The organism is Streptomyces cinereoruber (assembly GCF_009299385.1).
Taxonomy (GTDB): Bacteria; Actinomycetota; Actinomycetes; order Streptomycetales; family Streptomycetaceae; genus Streptomyces; species Streptomyces bikiniensis.
In genome coordinates this window covers 3,026,048-3,043,410 of record NZ_CP023693.1, presented here as the reverse complement: position 1 = coordinate 3,043,410, position 17,363 = coordinate 3,026,048, and the positions used below count along the sequence as shown (strand labels likewise).

Below are 17,363 nucleotides of genomic sequence, written 5' to 3'. Positions count from 1 at the left end.
ACCCTTCTCCGGCCTTCCCGACCCCTCCGAACGCCAGTCTGCCAAGCTGACCCCCAGCGCGCCGCAGTAGTACGGACCCGTCCGCAGCCAGTCCTGGAGCAGCAGCCGATCATGGACCTCGACGTCTACGTCACCGCCCACCGCGCGGAGTGGGAACGCCTCGACCAGCTCCTGGGCCGGGGCGGGAAGCTCACGGGCGCCGAGGCGGACGAACTCGTGGCCCTGTACCAGCGCGCGGCCACCCACCTCTCGATCGTGCAGTCCAGCGCCCCGGACCCCATGCTCACGGCCCGGCTCACCCAGCTCGTGGCCCGCGCCCGCGCCACCGTGACCGGCACCCGCCGCTCCTCGTGGCGCGACGCGACCCGCTTCCTCACGGCCGGCTTCCCGGCGGCGGTCTACCGCTCCCGCCACTGGTGGATCCCCACCGCCGTCCTCTCCACCCTGCTCGCGGTCCTCATCGGCTGGTGGATCGGCACGCACCCGGAGGTCCAGGCCTCGATCGGCGCCCCCGCCGAACTCCGCGAGATGACTCGCCCCGGTGGCCAGTACGAGACGTACTACTCCAGCCACCCGGCGGCCTCCTTCGCCGCCCAGGTCTGGACGAACAACGCCCAGGCCGCCGCCATGTGCCTGGTCCTGGGCGCCTTCCTGGGGATCCCGGTCCTCTGGATCCTCTTCCTGAACATGCTGAACCTCGGCGTCGGCATCGGCCTGATGTCCTCCGCGGGCCGTCTCGACGTCTTCCTGGGCCTGGTCCTTCCGCACGGCCTGCTCGAACTGACCGCCGTCTTCGTGGCCGCCGGCACCGGCCTCCGCCTGGGCTGGACCGTCATCGAACCGGGCCCCACCACCCGCCGCGCGGCCCTCGCGGAACGGGGCCGCGCGGCCGTGGGCATGGCCATCGGCCTCGCCCTGATCCTCTTCGTCTCGGGCCTGATCGAAGGCTTCGTCACCCCCTCCGGCCTGCCGACCTGGGCCCGCGTCACCATCGGCATCGCCGCCGAACTGGCATTCCTCGCGTACGTCTACGTCCTCGGCGGCCGCGCCTCCCGCGCCGGCGACCGGGGCGACCTGGAGGAGCCCGACCGCAGCGCCACGCTCCCCACGGCGGCCTGATGTGCGTACGGTCCCGCTGAGCTGCTAGTCTCCTCCGGTGCCCGCAAAAGCCGTTGACACGGTGACTGCGGGGAGGTAGATTTGAACAGTTGCCTGGAGCTGGACAGCTCGGCAGCAACCAAGTAAAGTCTCATCTCGCTCCGGTCGGGAATTTCGATTCCCCGGAGCCGCTTCGATTCTTATCCGAATCACGAAAGCCACCGATTAGGTCGGCCGGAATGAATCTGATAAAGTCGGAACCGCCGAAAGGCCCCCGGAGTGAAAACGAAAGGGACTGGAAAGCACCGAGGAAATCGGGTCGGAAAGATCTGATAGAGTCGGAAACGCAAGACCGAAGGGAAAAGCCCGGAGGAAAGCCCGAGAGGGTGAGTACGAAGGAAGCGTCCGTTCCTTGAGAACTCAACAGCGTGCCAAAAATCAACGCCAGATTAGTTGATACCCCGTCCAGCCGGTTCCGGTTGGTCGAGGTTCCTTTGAAAAAGTCCACCCCTTCGGGGTGGCACACACAGCGAGGACGCTGTGGACAGCCGGCCTTATTCCGGTCTGGCTGTCCCGCTCAACGCGAGTGTCTCACCCGATTACGGGTAAACATTCACGGAGAGTTTGATCCTGGCTCAGGACGAACGCTGGCGGCGTGCTTAACACATGCAAGTCGAACGATGAAGCCCTTCGGGGTGGATTAGTGGCGAACGGGTGAGTAACACGTGGGCAATCTGCCCTTCACTCTGGGACAAGCCCTGGAAACGGGGTCTAATACCGGATACGACCTGCCGAGGCATCTCGGCGGGTGGAAAGCTCCGGCGGTGAAGGATGAGCCCGCGGCCTATCAGCTTGTTGGTGGGGTAATGGCCTACCAAGGCGACGACGGGTAGCCGGCCTGAGAGGGCGACCGGCCACACTGGGACTGAGACACGGCCCAGACTCCTACGGGAGGCAGCAGTGGGGAATATTGCACAATGGGCGCAAGCCTGATGCAGCGACGCCGCGTGAGGGATGACGGCCTTCGGGTTGTAAACCTCTTTCAGCAGGGAAGAAGCGAAAGTGACGGTACCTGCAGAAGAAGCGCCGGCTAACTACGTGCCAGCAGCCGCGGTAATACGTAGGGCGCAAGCGTTGTCCGGAATTATTGGGCGTAAAGAGCTCGTAGGCGGCTTGTCACGTCGGGTGTGAAAGCCCGGGGCTTAACCCCGGGTCTGCATCCGATACGGGCAGGCTAGAGTGTGGTAGGGGAGATCGGAATTCCTGGTGTAGCGGTGAAATGCGCAGATATCAGGAGGAACACCGGTGGCGAAGGCGGATCTCTGGGCCATTACTGACGCTGAGGAGCGAAAGCGTGGGGAGCGAACAGGATTAGATACCCTGGTAGTCCACGCCGTAAACGTTGGGAACTAGGTGTTGGCGACATTCCACGTCGTCGGTGCCGCAGCTAACGCATTAAGTTCCCCGCCTGGGGAGTACGGCCGCAAGGCTAAAACTCAAAGGAATTGACGGGGGCCCGCACAAGCAGCGGAGCATGTGGCTTAATTCGACGCAACGCGAAGAACCTTACCAAGGCTTGACATATACCGGAAAGCATCAGAGATGGTGCCCCCCTTGTGGTCGGTATACAGGTGGTGCATGGCTGTCGTCAGCTCGTGTCGTGAGATGTTGGGTTAAGTCCCGCAACGAGCGCAACCCTTGTCCTGTGTTGCCAGCATGCCCTTCGGGGTGATGGGGACTCACAGGAGACCGCCGGGGTCAACTCGGAGGAAGGTGGGGACGACGTCAAGTCATCATGCCCCTTATGTCTTGGGCTGCACACGTGCTACAATGGCCGGTACAAAGAGCTGCGATGCCGCGAGGCGGAGCGAATCTCAAAAAGCCGGTCTCAGTTCGGATTGGGGTCTGCAACTCGACCCCATGAAGTCGGAGTTGCTAGTAATCGCAGATCAGCATTGCTGCGGTGAATACGTTCCCGGGCCTTGTACACACCGCCCGTCACGTCACGAAAGTCGGTAACACCCGAAGCCGGTGGCCCAACCCCTTGTGGGAGGGAGCTGTCGAAGGTGGGACTGGCGATTGGGACGAAGTCGTAACAAGGTAGCCGTACCGGAAGGTGCGGCTGGATCACCTCCTTTCTAAGGAGCACAGCACCGGATGCAGACGAACGTTCTGCACGGTCAGCTCATGGGTGGAACGTTGATTAGTTGGCACAGTCAGGGACGAGAAACCGCTAGTACTGCTTCGGCGTGGAACACGGGATTCGAGGAACGGACTGTGCCTGGCACGTTGTTGGGTGTCTGAGGGTACGGCCGTCTGGTCGTCACCTTCGTGGATGCCGGCCCCAGTGAACTCACCGCGTGCGGTGAGGTGGTGGGTGGCTGGTCGTTGTTTGAGAACTACACAGTGGACGCGAGCATCTGTGGCCAAGTTTTTAAGGGCGCACGGTGGATGCCTTGGCACCAGGAACCGATGAAGGACGTGGGAGGCCACGATAGTCCCCGGGGAGCCGTCAACCAGGCTTTGATCCGGGGGTTTCCGAATGGGGAAACCCGGCAGTCGTCATGGGCTGTCACCCATGCCTGAACACATAGGGCATGTGGAGGGAACGAGGGGAAGTGAAACATCTCAGTACCCTCAGGAAGAGAAAACAACCGTGATTCCGGGAGTAGTGGCGAGCGAAACCGGATGAGGCCAAACCGTATGCGTGTGAGACCCGGCAGGGGTTGCGCATGCGGGGTTGTGGGATCTCTCTTTCACAGTCTGCCGGCTGTGAGGCGAGTCAGAAACCGTATGGATAGGCGAAGGACATGCGAAAGGTCCGGCGTAGAGGGTAAGACCCCCGTAGCTGAAATTCATGCGGCTCGTTTGAGAGACACCCAAGTAGCACGGGGCCCGAGAAATCCCGTGTGAATCTGGCGGGACCACCCGCTAAGCCTAAATATTCCCTGGTGACCGATAGCGGATAGTACCGTGAGGGAATGGTGAAAAGTACCGCGGGAGCGGAGTGAAATAGTACCTGAAACCGTGTGCCTACAAGCCGTGGGAGCGTCGGACACAAGCTTGCTTGTGTCTCGTGACTGCGTGCCTTTTGAAGAATGAGCCTGCGAGTTTGCGGTGTGTTGCGAGGTTAACCCGTGTGGGGAAGCCGTAGCGAAAGCGAGTCCGAACAGGGCGATTTTAGTAGCACGCTCAAGACCCGAAGCGGAGTGATCTAGCCATGGGCAGGTTGAAGCGGAGGTAAGACTTCGTGGAGGACCGAACCCACCAGGGTTGAAAACCTGGGGGATGACCTGTGGTTAGGGGTGAAAGGCCAATCAAACTCCGTGATAGCTGGTTCTCCCCGAAATGCATTTAGGTGCAGCGTCGTGTGTTTCTTGCCGGAGGTAGAGCACTGGATAGGCGATGGGCCCTACCGGGTTACTGACCTTAGCCAAACTCCGAATGCCGGTAAGTGAGAGCACGGCAGTGAGACTGTGGGGGATAAGCTCCATGGTCGAGAGGGAAACAGCCCAGAGCATCGACTAAGGCCCCTAAGCGTACGCTAAGTGGGAAAGGATGTGGAGTCGCAGAGACAACCAGGAGGTTGGCTTAGAAGCAGCCACCCTTGAAAGAGTGCGTAATAGCTCACTGGTCAAGTGATTCCGCGCCGACAATGTAGCGGGGCTCAAGCGTACCGCCGAAGTCGTGTCATTGCAGCATGTACTCCCAACGGAGGCTGTGATGGGTAGGGGAGCGTCGTGTGCCGGGTGAAGCAGCCGCGGAAGCGAGTTGTGGACGGTTCACGAGTGAGAATGCAGGCATGAGTAGCGATACACACGTGAGAAACGTGTGCGCCGATTGACTAAGGGTTCCTGGGTCAAGCTGATCTGCCCAGGGTAAGTCGGGACCTAAGGCGAGGCCGACAGGCGTAGTCGATGGACAACCGGTTGATATTCCGGTACCCGCTTTGAAACGCCCAATATCGAGCCCATTAATGCTAAGGCCGTGAAGCCGCCCCGGAGCCTTCGGGCAAAGGGGAGTGGTGGAGCCGCTGACCCAAGGTGGTAGTAGGTAAGCGATGGGGTGACGCAGGAAGGTAGTCCAGCCCGGGCGGTGGTTGTCCCGGGGTAAGGGTGTAGGCCGTGTGATAGGCAAATCCGTCACACATCAAGGCTGAGACCTGATGCCGAGCCGATTGTGGTGAAGTGGATGATCCTATGCTGTCGAGAAAAGCCTCTAGCGAGTTTCATGGCGGCCCGTACCCTAAACCGACTCAGGTGGTCAGGTAGAGAATACCGAGGCGTTCGGGTGAACTATGGTTAAGGAACTCGGCAAAATGCCCCCGTAACTTCGGGAGAAGGGGGGCCATCACTGGTGAAGGAACTTGCTTCCTGAGCTGGGGGTGGCCGCAGAGACCAGCGAGAAGCGACTGTTTACTAAAAACACAGGTCCGTGCGAAGCCGTAAGGCGATGTATACGGACTGACGCCTGCCCGGTGCTGGAACGTTAAGGGGACCGGTTAGTGACCTTTCGGGGTTGCGAAGCTGAGAACTTAAGCGCCAGTAAACGGCGGTGGTAACTATAACCATCCTAAGGTAGCGAAATTCCTTGTCGGGTAAGTTCCGACCTGCACGAATGGCGTAACGACTTCTCGACTGTCTCAACCATAGGCCCGGTGAAATTGCACTACGAGTAAAGATGCTCGTTTCGCGCAGCAGGACGGAAAGACCCCGGGACCTTTACTACAGTTTGATATTGGTGTTCGGTTCGGCTTGTGTAGGATAGGTGGGAGACTGTGAAACCGTGACGCCAGTCATGGTGGAGTCGTCGTTGAAATACCACTCTGGTCGTGCTGGATGTCTAACCTCGGTCCGTGATCCGGATCAGGGACAGTGTCTGATGGGTAGTTTAACTGGGGCGGTTGCCTCCCAAAGGGTAACGGAGGCGCCCAAAGGTTCCCTCAGCCTGGTTGGCAATCAGGTGTTGAGTGTAAGTGCACAAGGGAGCTTGACTGTGAGACCGACGGGTCGAGCAGGGACGAAAGTCGGGACTAGTGATCCGGCGGTGGCTTGTGGAAGCGCCGTCGCTCAACGGATAAAAGGTACCCCGGGGATAACAGGCTGATCTTCCCCAAGAGTCCATATCGACGGGATGGTTTGGCACCTCGATGTCGGCTCGTCGCATCCTGGGGCTGGAGTCGGTCCCAAGGGTTGGGCTGTTCGCCCATTAAAGCGGTACGCGAGCTGGGTTTAGAACGTCGTGAGACAGTTCGGTCCCTATCCGCTGTGCGCGTAGGAATATTGAGAAGGGCTGTCCCTAGTACGAGAGGACCGGGACGGACGAACCTCTGGTGTGCCAGTTGTCCTGCCAAGGGCATGGCTGGTTGGCTACGTTCGGGAGGGATAACCGCTGAAAGCATCTAAGCGGGAAGCCTGCTTCGAGATGAGTATTCCCACCTCCTTGAGAGGGTAAGGCTCCCAGTAGACGACTGGGTTGATAGGCCGGATGTGGAAGCCCCGTAAGGGGTGGAGCTGACCGGTACTAATAGGCCGAGGGCTTGTCCTCAGTTGCTCGCGTCCACTGTGTTAGTTCTGAAGCAACGAACACGCCCCCTGCGGGGTGCGGCGGTTCGTGAACTTCATAGAGTTTCGGTGGTCATAGCGTTAGGGAAACGCCCGGTTACATTCCGAACCCGGAAGCTAAGCCTTTCAGCGCCGATGGTACTGCAGGGGGGACCCTGTGGGAGAGTAGGACACCGCCGAACAATCATTGTGGGAAAGCCCCGCACCTCTGGTGCGGGGCTTTCCTGCGTTTACGGCCCTTTCAGACCGCCGCGCCCCATCACAGGCGGCCGGCCGCCTTCAAGGCGAGATACGCGTCGGCCAGCGCCGGAGCCAGGTTGTCGGGAGTGGCGTCGACGACCGTGACGCCGTGGCGTCGGAGCTGGTCCGAGGTCCGGGCGCGCTGCGACTGCGTCTGGGTGGCCGCAGCGGCCTCGTACACGCCCTCGAGCGTGCCGCGGTTCGCGGCCATGCGGGCGATGTGCGGATCGGCCACCGAGGCCACCAGGAGCGTGTGGCGCTGGGTGAGCTGCGGCAGGACGGGGAGGAGGCCTTCCTCGATCGGAGCGGCGTCAAGGCTCGTCAGGAGGACGATCAGGGAGCGGCGGGGGGCCCGGGAGAGCGCGGTCGCGGCCAGGCCGCGGGCGTCGGTCTCCACCAGTTCCGGTTCGAGCGGGGCGAGGGCATCGACCACGGCGGGCAGCACGTCGCCCGCGGAGCGGCCCTGGACCTGGGCGCGGAGGCGACGGTCGTAGGCCAGGAGGTCCACCCGATCGCCGGCGCGGGAGGCGAGCGCGGTCAGGAGGAGGGCCGCGTCCATGGAGGCGTCCAGGCGCGGGACGTCGCCGACGCGGCCGGCCGAGGTGCGGCCGGTGTCCAGGACGATCAGGACGTGCCGGTCGCGTTCGGGGCGCCAGGTGCGGACGGCGACCGTGGTCTGCCGGGCCGTGGCACGCCAGTCGATCGAGCGGGTGTCGTCACCGGGCACGTACTCGCGGAGGCTGTCGAACTCGGTGCCTTCCCCACGGGTCAGCACGCTGGTGCGGCCGTCGAGCTCGCGGAGCCGGGCCAGGCGGGACGGCAGGTGCTTGCGGCTGGTGAACGGAGGCAGCACCCGGACGGACCAGGGGACCTCGTGGTTGCCCTGGCGGGCCGCGAGGCCGAGGGGGCCGTACGAGCGGACCGTGATCCGCTCGGCGCGGCGGTCGCCCCGGCGGGTCGGGCGCAGGGTTGTGGTGAGGCGGCGGCGCTCGCCGGCGGGGACGGTGATCCGTTGGCGTGAGGCGGACTGCTCGGTGCCGGGGAGCCAGCTGCTGGGCGGCCAGGCGTCCCTGAGCTGGGCGCGGAGGCGGCGGCGGGACGGGTTGGTGACCGTGAGGTGGACGTCCGCCGCGTCACCGAGTCGAACGGATGTGTCACCGCTTCGGGTGAATTGGAGCGTTCGTACTGGCGCGGCCAGGGCGTAGTCGCACAGTATTGCGAGTGAGAGGGGCGCGTTCACCGCAAGCATCCCCGTCCAGCTGGGGGCGAGGATGCCGACGGGGAGCGATCCGAGGGCCGCGAGCAGCGCGGTTCGTCCGGTGAGGGCCATGGGGCGCCGTTCTCAGCGGGGGACGGGGACGTGGGCGAGGATCGAGTGGATGACGGAGTCGGGGGTGACTCCCTCCATCTCGGCCTCGGGCCGCAGGTGGATGCGATGACGCAGGGTGGGGAGAGCGAGGGCCTTCACGTCGTCCGGGGTGACGTAGTCCCGGCCGGTGAGCCAGGCCCAGGCGCGGGCGGTGGAGAGCAGGGCGGTGGCGCCTCGGGGAGAGACCCCGAGCGTGAGCGAGGGGGATTCACGCGTGGCACGGCAGATATCGACGACATAGCCGGCGATCTCGGCGGAGACCGAGACCTTGGCGACGGCGGCCCGGGCGGCTTCGAGCTCGGCGGGGCCCGCGACGGGGCGGACGCCGGCGGCCTTCAGGTCGCGGGGGTCGAAGCCCTCGGCGTGGCGGGTGAGGACCTGGACCTCGTCCGCGCGTGAGGGCAGGGGGACCGTCAGCTTCAGCAGGAACCGGTCCAGTTGGGCCTCGGGGAGGGGATAGGTGCCCTCGTACTCGACGGGGTTCTGGGTCGCCGCGACCAGGAACGGCTCGGGCAGCGGGCGCGGGGTGCCGTCGACCGTGACCTGACGTTCCTCCATGGCCTCCAGAAGGGACGACTGGGTCTTCGGGGGCGTCCGGTTGATCTCGTCGGCGAGCAGCAGGTTGGTGAAGACCGGGCCCGGCTGGAAGGAGAACTCGGCGGTACGGGCGTCGTAGATCAGGGAGCCGGTGACGTCGCTCGGCATCAGGTCGGGGGTGAACTGGACGCGCTTGGTGTCGAGTTCGAGTGCGGCGGCGAGCGCGCGGACCAGCAGGGTCTTGGCGACTCCCGGGACGCCCTCCAGGAGGACGTGCCCCCGGCAGAGCAGGGCGACGACGAGACCGGTGACGGCGGGGTCCTGGCCGACCACGGCCTTCGCGATCTCGGTGCGCAGGGCCTCCAGGGAGGCTCGGGCGCCGTCCGAGTTCGTAGCGGTCTCGGAGGTCGGGGCGCTCATGAGGTGCGTACCTCTCTTTCGAGGGCGTCGAGTTGGTCCGCCAGGCGGATGAGGGTGGAGTCGTCGGCGGGGGCCGGGCCGAAGAGGAGGTTCTTGGGGTCCGCGGTGATCTCGGGGAGACGAGCGGAGAGCGCGGGAAGGAGGAGTTCGGGGGAGTGGGCGTCCCGGGTGGGGACGCCCAGGAGCGGGGCGAGCCGGGTGCGGGTCGCGGTGCGCAGGACGGAGGCGGCGCGGTCGCGGGCGTTCGCCTTGCGGTAGAGGCGGGCGCGGCCCTCGGTGGCCTCGGAGGCGCGGAGGGCGACGGGGAGCCGTTCGGTCACCAGGGGGCCGAGGCGGCGGCCGCGCCAGACGGCGGCGAGCAGAGCCGCGAGCGCGAGCTGGAGCGTGCCCCACAGCCAGCCGGAGGGGATGAGCGCGAGGAAGTTGCCGGTGGTGTCGTCTTCGGGCGCGTCGGCGGAGGCGTCGTACAGGGAGGGGAGGTACCAGACGAGATGGGGCCGGGAGCCGAGGAGTTGCAGGGCGAGCGAGGCGTTGCCCTGCTGGTCGAGACGGGCGTTGTGGAGGATGTCGGGCGAGCCGAGGAGGACCGTGTCGGTGGTGCCGTTGCCGGGGAGGCGGACCAGGGTCGGCAGGCCGTCGGAGGGGTAGCAGGAGTCGGCGGTGGTGCCGGGGGCGACCTCGTAGCGTTCGCCGCCCAGGTCGGCGCTGCCGGCGCGGGTGGCGGCGGGCAGGGCGCAGGCGGGTTCGAGGTCCGTGACGGCGGTGTCGGGGGCGCTGGTGATCCCCGGGGCCAGGGTGCGGAGGGAGGGGGAGCCCGGGCCGAGGAGGACCGTGCGGCCGGCGGAGTTCGCCATGGTGGAGCGGAGTGTGGCCTGTTGGGCGTCCGTCAGCAGGTCCGGGGCGGCGACCAGGAGGGTGGTTCCGGGGTTCGTGGCCGCCGTGGCCTCGTCGAGGGTGGTGGCGAGGGTGAGCGTGACGCCCCGCTCCTTGAGGAGTTCGGCGACGGCCCGGCTGCCGTGGGGGTCGGTGGAGCGGGGGTCGAGGGCGCCGCGAGGCTCGGTGGACTGGACCGTCGCGAGGACGAGGCCGCCGATCAGGATCAGGGTGACGACGAGGGCCGCGCCCCGGGCACGGGTCCAGATCTGGCGGGCGGAGAGGGCGGTCGACGTGGTGCCGGGCGGGGTGGCGCCGGAGGGGTCGGCGGCGGTCGGCGTGCTGCCGGTGGTCGCGCTGCTCATGAGGGCGCCCCCGGGGAAGCGGTGTCGAGGGTGGGGCGGGTCCGCCCCAGGGCGGTGTCCAGCTCCTCGACCCGGCGGTACGCCGGCTCGTCGGCGGTGCGGCCGCCGTATGTGACGTCGTCGAAGGCGCGGGCCGCGAGGCGCAGGGCGTCCGCGTGGGATGGCAGGGAGCGGCCCGCCTCGGCGGCGGCCTCGTCGGCGGTGCGGCCGGGGCGGGGGTCGAGCAGGGCGCGTTCTTCGAGGGAGCGGACGACGGCCCGCATCCGTTCCTGGACGGCCTCGTTCCAGCGGCCGGCGGAGGCGTGGCGGGCGGCGGCCGTCCGGTGGTCGCGGGCGGAGCGGGGGCCGTCCGCGAAGAGGGAGTCGCCCGCGGCGGCGGGCGTCCTGCGGGGGGTGCCGAGGCGCCACCAGAGTGCGGCGACGAGCGCGACCACCACGAGGGCGATGACCACGAGACCGAGCGGACCGCCCGGGGCGACCCCGGACGCGGAGTCGAAGAGCTTGTCGAGCCACTCCCAGAGGTGGTTCAGGCCGCGCTGGAGGAGGCTCGGGTCGTTCTCGTGGTACATCGGGTCGGACAGCTCCCGCTCCGCCGCCTCGCGGGCGGGGACGCGGGAGATGTCGACCGGTACGTCGCCGTCGGCGCGCGGGCGCGCCGGCGCCGTGGCCGTTCCCCCCGTGACCGTCACGCCGTCAGCCCCCGACGGCCCGGGTGCCGGGCGCGGGGCCGGGGTCGGGGCGGCCCGCGGCCCGGATCAGTTCGAGGTCCAGGGCCTCCCGGCGGATGCGCTGGTCCACGTAGAGGAGGACCGTCACACCGGCGGAGAACGGGTAGGTGATCGCGCTGGTGATCACACCGCCGATGCCCGTGACGATCAGGAACGGCCAGCCGATGGCGTCGGGGGAGCCGGAGAGCACCCCGGAGAGGGCCTCGCCGTCGACGATGAGGCCGATGACGGCGAACGGGATCGCGATGATCATCGTGAACACGAAGACCAGCAGTTGCGTGAGCAGGGTGATGCCGAAGATCCGCCACCACGAGCCCTGCACCAGCTTCGCCGAACGCTTCAGGGACTGGACCACGCTGCCGCGCTCCAGTATCAGGGCGGGGGAGGAGAGGCTGAAGCGGACCATCAGCCAGATGTTCAGCACGAGGGCGCCGAGACCGCCGAGGAGGGTCAGGAGCACACCGGGGGCGCCGCCGAGCAGGAGCCCCGGGAGCAGGCCGACCGCCATGATGGCGGCGCTCAGCACCGGGAGCAGCAGGGTCAGGCCGAGCAGCTGGAGCAGACGCGGGCGGGACTCGCGCCAGGCGGCTCCCAGGGTGATCGGGCGGCCGAGGGCCGCCTTGCTGACCACGACGGCCAGCAGGGCGCTGCTGATCAGCAGCGCCACCAGGGAGACGACCATGGTCGGCCCCAGGCTGATCAGGGAGGCCTGGGTCGAATCGATGAGCTGCTTCAGCGCCTCGGCGGGGGTGGCGTCCGGGTCGGCCTTCGGGGCCGGCGGGACGAGGTAGCGCTGGACCAGGATCTGGGTGACCTGGGCGAGCACCGCGAGCACGGCCATGACGGGCAGCACCGTGCGCCAGTAGGTGCGGAGGGTCTTCACCGCGCTGTCGAGGATCTCGCCCATGCTCAGCGGGCGCAGCGGGATCACGCCCGGCTTCGCGGCCGGCGGCCTGCCCCACTGCGCGGGGGAGGGCGGGGCGCCCCAGTTGCGGCCGGGGCCGGGGGGCGGGTTCTGACCGGTGGGCGGGGACCACCGGCCGGCGGGCGGCTGGTCCTTGGACCACTGGGAGGTGGAGCCGTTCACGTCGGCCGGGCCGGCGGGCCGGGGAACGCCGGGGCCGTCCTGGTCGCCGGAAGGGGCGGATCCGGGCGAGGTCCGGCCCGGAGTGTCGTTCACGGTCGTCCACCTCGTGGGAATGGTCGCGGTGCCGGATCGGCGAACCGGCTCGGTCACGGCGGCCGACACCTGAACACGGCGGCGGGCCGGGTGCCATCGTGCCACGCGGGACCCGCCAGTGGGCGGGAGCGGTCTCGTCGTTCGTAGCTTCGTCCGGACCTTCATTGTGCGGGCGGCAGACGGCACACTGTGCGGATGCCCGATCCGGCCGCGCGAACCGTGCGGCAGCGGGCCGAGCGGGTCGTTCTCCACAAGATCACGACCCTGACAGGGGGAAGCGCTGTGGGACAGGTCACGGCAGGTAACGATTGGCTAATGGGATGATGTCGATATGAAGGGACGCGTTCTTGTCGTCGACGACGACACCGCACTGGCCGAGATGCTCGGCATCGTGCTGCGGGGTGAAGGGTTCGAGCCGTCGTTCGTCGCGGACGGTGACAAGGCGCTTGCCGCTTTCAGGGAGGCGAAGCCCGACCTGGTGCTGCTCGACCTGATGCTGCCCGGCAGGGACGGCATCGAGGTGTGCCGGCTCATCCGGGCCGAGTCGGGAGTGCCGATCGTCATGCTCACGGCCAAGAGCGACACGGTCGACGTGGTCGTGGGCCTGGAATCCGGCGCCGACGACTACATCGTGAAGCCGTTCAAGCCGAAGGAGCTCGTCGCCCGCATCCGGGCGCGGCTGCGGAGGTCCGAGGAGCCAGCTCCCGAGCAGCTCACCATCGGGGACCTGGTCATCGACGTGGCCGGGCACTCCGTGAAGCGGGACGGCCAGTCCATTGCCCTGACCCCGCTCGAGTTCGACCTCCTGGTCGCGCTCGCGCGCAAGCCGTGGCAGGTCTTCACCCGTGAAGTCCTCCTGGAGCAGGTGTGGGGCTACCGGCACGCGGCCGACACCCGGCTGGTGAACGTGCACGTCCAGCGGCTGCGCTCGAAGGTCGAGAAGGACCCCGAGCGCCCGGAGATCGTGGTGACCGTCCGTGGCGTCGGTTACAAGGCGGGACCGAGCTGACATGAGCAAGGGCAGTGCTGCTCCGAAGCCCGGGGACCCGGGAGGCCGTACGGGGCGGGCTGCCGGACCGGGGCGGGGGGGCTCGCGTTCCGGCCGTCCGCCGCGCGGCGGACGGCTCCTCCAGGACGGTTCGCGGGGAGGGCGGTTCTTCCGGCTCTTCGCGCGCTGGATCCGCCGGCCCCTGCTGCCCGCCGTGCGCCTGTGGCGGCGGAACATCCAGCTGAGGATCGTCGCGGGCACCCTGCTGATGTCCCTCGGGGTCGTGCTGCTGCTCGGCATCGTCGTCATCGGGCAGGTCCGCAACGGGCTGCTCGACGCCAAGGAGAAGGCCGCCCAGAGCCAGGCCGCCGGCGGGTTCTCCGCCGCCCAGGACCGGGCGGCGACCACCCCCGCGACGCCCGGGCAGCCGGACGACGGGCGGGACGGCGCCTCCGTGAACTGGCGCTCCACGCTGGTCGAGCAGCTGGCCAGCGGCGGGCAGAGCGCCTTCAACGTGGTCGCGCTCTCCCTCGACACCGGTGACACCGCGAGCCGTGGCGTCCGGGCCTCCGGCGAGGTCGACCCGGTCGCGAGCATCCCCGGCGACCTGCGGCACTCGGTGGCGCAGAGCACCGAGACCTTGCAGAAGTTCACGCGGATCCACTACACCAGCAGCAAGGCGTCCGAGCCCGGCCTGGTGATCGGCAAGCGGCTGAACGACGCCGAGGGCACCCAGTACGAGCTGTACTACCTCTTCCCGCTGTCGCAGGAGGACGACTCCCTCGCCCTGGTCAAGGGCACCCTGGCGACCGCCGGGCTCTTCGTCGTGGTGCTGCTCGGGGCCATCGCCTGGCTCATGGTGCGCCAGGTCGTCACGCCCGTGCGGATGGCCGCCGGGATCGCCGAGCGGCTTTCGGCCGGGCGCCTCCAGGAGCGGATGAAGGTCACCGGCGAGGACGACATCGCGCGGCTCGGCGAGGCCTTCAACAAGATGGCGCAGAACCTCCAGCTCAAGATCCAGCAGCTGGAGGAGCTGTCGCGGATGCAGCGGCGGTTCGTCTCGGACGTCTCGCACGAGCTGCGCACCCCGCTGACCACGGTCCGGATGGCGGCCGACGTCATCCACGAGGCCCGCGTCGACTTCGACCCCGTCACCGCCCGCTCCGCCGAGCTCCTCGGCGACCAGCTCGACCGCTTCGAGTCGCTGCTCTCCGACCTCCTGGAGATCAGCCGCTTCGACGCGGGCGCGGCCGCCCTGGAGGCCGAGCCGATAGACCTGCGGCAGGTCGTGCGCCGGGTCATAGGCGGCGCCGAGCCCCTCGCCGAGCGCAAGAACACCCGGATCGTGGTCGTAGGCGACCAGCAGCCCGTGGTGGCCGAGGCGGACGCCCGCCGCGTCGAGCGGGTGCTGCGCAACCTGGTCGTCAACGCCGTCGAGCACGGCGAGGGCCGGGACGTGGTGGTGAAGCTGGCCGCCGCGGGCGGGGCCGTCGCCGTCGCCGTCCGCGACTACGGCGTCGGACTGAAGCCGGGCGAGGCGACCCGGGTGTTCAACCGCTTCTGGCGCGCGGACCCGGCCCGCGCCCGTACGACCGGCGGCACCGGACTCGGCCTGTCGATCGCCGTCGAGGACGCACGGCTGCACGGCGGCTGGCTCCAGGCCTGGGGCGAGCCCGGTGGCGGTTCGCAGTTCCGGCTCACCCTGCCGCGTACGGCGGACGAGCCGCTGCGGGGCTCCCCGATACCCCTGGAGCCCGAGGACTCGCGCCGCAACCGCGAGCAGGCCGCCGGGCAGGCCCGGGAGAGCGCCCGCCGGACGGCGGTGCCGGCACAGTCCGCCGGGGACCGGCAGCCGCTCCCCGTACCGCCGAGGCTGCCCGGGGCACCCCGGGCGACCGTCGATCCGACGGCGCTGCCCGGCAGCGGTGCCCGGGTGGTGGCGCGGGCGGCCGCGGACACCGACGGCCACGCGTCGGGTACGGCGGCGGCCGGCCGCAACGGGAACGGAAGCGGGAACGCGGAGCAGGAGGACGGGACACGTGGGCGCTGACTCCCGAACGGAGCACGCGGGGCGGGGACGGATCGCACGCTCGACGCTGCTGGCCGCGTGCGGCGCGCTCCTGGCGGGCGGCTGCGCCTCGATGCCCGACAGCGGGAAGGTCCAGACGGTGAAGGGCTCCAACACGGGCGACTCGCAGGTGCGGGTCTACGCCGTGGCCCCCCGCGAGAACGCGGACCCGGGCGAGATCGTCGACGGCTTCCTGGAGGCCATGACCAGTGACGACCCCGAGTTCGCCACCGCCCGCAAGTACCTGACGAAGAAGGCCGCGGCCACCTGGAAGCCGGAGCAGAGCATCACCGTGCTCGCCACCGCGCCCAGCCGCAAGCAGACCGACCGCAACGCCGACCCCGACAAGGAAGGCCGGATCTACTCGCTCGCCGGCCGCAAGATCGCGACCGTGGACGCCCGCCACGCGTACCAGCCGATCAGCCCCGCCGATTACCTGTGGTCGATCCAGGTCGTGCAGCAGCCGACGGCGGGCGGCAAGGGCAAGGAGTGGCGCATCGACAGCCTCCCGCCCGGCCTGGTCCTCGGCGAGGCCGACTTCCTCCGCAACTACCGGTCGGTCAACAAGTACTACTTCGCCTCCGGGGAGAACTGGGTCGTCGCCGACCCCGTCTACATCCGGCAGCGGCAGGACCCGGTCACCCGCATGGATCCGGTGACCCAGACCGTCCAGGCGCTGCTCGACGGTCCGACGAACTGGCTGAAGCAGGCCGTCGACTCCAGCTTCCCCTCCCGCACGCGGCTGAAGGACGGCGTCACCACCCTGACGACGGACGACCAGTCCACGCTGAAGGTGCCGCTCGAGTTCCCGGGGGACCGGGTCGACGGGACGGCGTGCCGGCGGATGGCGGCGCAGCTGCTGTTCACGCTGCGCGACCTGCCGTCCGTGCGGGTCGAGCAGGTGGAGCTCCTGAACAAGTCGGAGTCGCAGTGCCGGCTCGGCAGGGGGCAGGCGGCCGAGTTCGCGGCGGTCCAGGAGGCCGACCTCGACGAGAAGCCGTACTTCGTCGACGAGCACGGCAAGCTGAAGAAGCTGGTGCTCGCGGGCAAGGAGACGGCCGCGCCGGTCGACGTGCCGGGGCCGCTCGGCAAGGGCTCGTCGCCGGCGCTCGGTTCGATCGCCGTCGACCGGGGCGAGACCCGGGCGGCCGGGGTCGACAGGCCCGGCCAGCGGCTGTTCGTCTCCTCGATCGCCACGGAGGCCGCCACGGAGGAGGGCTCCCGGCAGCCGGTCCTGTCCAGCAGGGGCGTCCGGCCCGAGGACCGTCTCTCCGCGCCCAGCTGGGGCGGACGGGGCGATCTGTGGGTCGCCGACCGGAACCCCGCCGAGCGCCGGCTGTGGATGGTGCCGGGCGGCACCGGGGAGCCCGTCGAGGTCCGCACGCCGTGGCTGGAGGACGACCGGATCGAGTCGCTGCGGGTCTCCGCCGACGGCGTCCGGATCGCCCTGGTGGTCAAGCGGGGCGAGCGCACCACCCTGCAGATCGGCCGGATCGAACGGCGCACGACGGACGGGGAGAGCACCGTCTCGGTGGTGGACCTCCAGCCCGCCGCCCCCCGGATGGAGTCGGTCACGGCCGTCTCCTGGGCCGGGCCCAGCCGGCTCGTCGTGGTCGGCAAGGAGGCGGGCGGCGTGCAGCAGATCCGCTATCTCCAGACGGACGGCTCGACCTCCGCGACCTCGGTGCTCCCCGGTCTGAACGGGGTGACCTCGGTGTCCGCGCCGCACACCGAGTCGCTGGACACGCCCATGGTGGCCGACTCCGAGGACGGCATCGTGCGGCTGCCGCCGGGGACGAACTGGCAGCCGGTGGTGAAGGACGGGGACTCGCCGGTCTACCCCGGGTAGAGCCCCTCCCCGCAAGTGCCCGTGCCCGCCCGCGCGGGGCGCACCTGACGTACTCCGGGTGCCGGGGGCGGCGGTCGGCGAGGG

At 68.3% G+C, this 17,363-nt stretch carries 9 protein-coding genes and 3 rRNA genes; 7 read left to right on the top strand and 5 right to left on the bottom strand.

Annotation, left to right across the window (positions count from 1 at the left end; all coding sequences use genetic code 11):
* Positions 1–111 precede the first annotated feature (111 nt).
* From CP977_RS13445 to rrf, 4 genes are all read left to right on the top strand, one after another.
* A complete protein-coding gene (locus CP977_RS13445) occupies positions 112–1,119 on the top strand; it encodes a stage II sporulation protein M (RefSeq protein WP_152370164.1) in 1,008 nt (335 codons plus the stop codon).
* 591 nt (positions 1,120–1,710) lie between these two features.
* Positions 1,711–3,236 (top strand): 16S ribosomal RNA (locus CP977_RS13435).
* A gap of 286 nt (positions 3,237–3,522) precedes the next feature.
* Positions 3,523–6,645: ribosomal RNA gene (locus tag CP977_RS13430) — 23S ribosomal RNA — on the top strand.
* A gap of 82 nt (positions 6,646–6,727) precedes the next feature.
* Positions 6,728–6,844 (top strand): 5S ribosomal RNA (gene rrf, locus CP977_RS13425).
* Together the 16S, 23S and 5S rRNA genes form the textbook arrangement of a ribosomal RNA operon.
* A 77-nt stretch (positions 6,845–6,921) precedes the next feature.
* Here rrf and CP977_RS13420 read toward each other — a convergent pair.
* Genes CP977_RS13420 through CP977_RS13400 form a run of 5 tightly spaced genes read right to left on the bottom strand, consistent with a single transcriptional unit; the run spans position 6,922 to position 12,374 of the window.
* Positions 6,922–8,232 (bottom strand): DUF58 domain-containing protein, encoded by a 1,311-nt coding sequence (locus CP977_RS13420; RefSeq protein ID WP_152370163.1) that lies wholly within the window; start codon positions 8,230–8,232, stop codon positions 6,922–6,924.
* 12 nt (positions 8,233–8,244) lie between these two features.
* Positions 8,245–9,228 carry an AAA family ATPase gene (locus tag CP977_RS13415; protein ID WP_062755104.1) on the bottom strand — a complete coding sequence of 328 codons (984 nt, stop codon included), beginning with the start codon at positions 9,226–9,228 and terminating at the stop codon, positions 8,245–8,247.
* A complete protein-coding gene (locus tag CP977_RS13410) occupies positions 9,225–10,466 on the bottom strand; it encodes a DUF4350 domain-containing protein (protein ID WP_152370162.1) in 1,242 nt (413 codons plus the stop codon). Before CP977_RS13410 ends, CP977_RS13415 begins: the two co-directional genes overlap by 4 nt.
* On the bottom strand, positions 10,463–11,155 hold the full coding sequence (locus CP977_RS13405) for a DUF4129 domain-containing protein (RefSeq protein ID WP_152370161.1): 693 nt from the start codon (positions 11,153–11,155) through the stop codon (positions 10,463–10,465). The genes CP977_RS13410 and CP977_RS13405 overlap by 4 nt, the downstream gene beginning before the upstream one ends.
* Before the next feature lie 4 nt (positions 11,156–11,159).
* Positions 11,160–12,374 carry a DUF7847 domain-containing protein gene (locus CP977_RS13400; protein WP_109186084.1) on the bottom strand — a complete coding sequence of 405 codons (1,215 nt, stop codon included), beginning with the start codon at positions 12,372–12,374 and terminating at the stop codon, positions 11,160–11,162.
* A 331-nt stretch (positions 12,375–12,705) separates the two neighbouring features.
* Between CP977_RS13400 and mtrA the strand changes: the two genes are divergently transcribed.
* The 3 genes from mtrA to CP977_RS13385 all read left to right on the top strand — a co-directional run bounded on the left by mtrA (position 12,706) and on the right by CP977_RS13385 (position 17,279).
* Positions 12,706–13,383: a two-component system response regulator MtrA gene (mtrA, locus tag CP977_RS13395; protein ID WP_010356958.1), complete on the top strand. Its 678-nt coding sequence runs from the start codon at positions 12,706–12,708 to the stop codon at positions 13,381–13,383.
* A gap of 1 nt (position 13,384) precedes the next feature.
* Positions 13,385–15,412 (top strand): MtrAB system histidine kinase MtrB, encoded by a 2,028-nt coding sequence (gene mtrB / locus CP977_RS13390; RefSeq protein WP_152370160.1) that lies wholly within the window; start codon positions 13,385–13,387, stop codon positions 15,410–15,412.
* A 91-nt stretch (positions 15,413–15,503) separates the two neighbouring features.
* Positions 15,504–17,279, top strand: a complete 1,776-nt coding sequence (locus tag CP977_RS13385) for an LpqB family beta-propeller domain-containing protein (protein ID WP_079131328.1) — start codon at positions 15,504–15,506, stop codon at positions 17,277–17,279.
* The last annotated feature ends 84 nt before the right edge of the window (positions 17,280–17,363 follow it).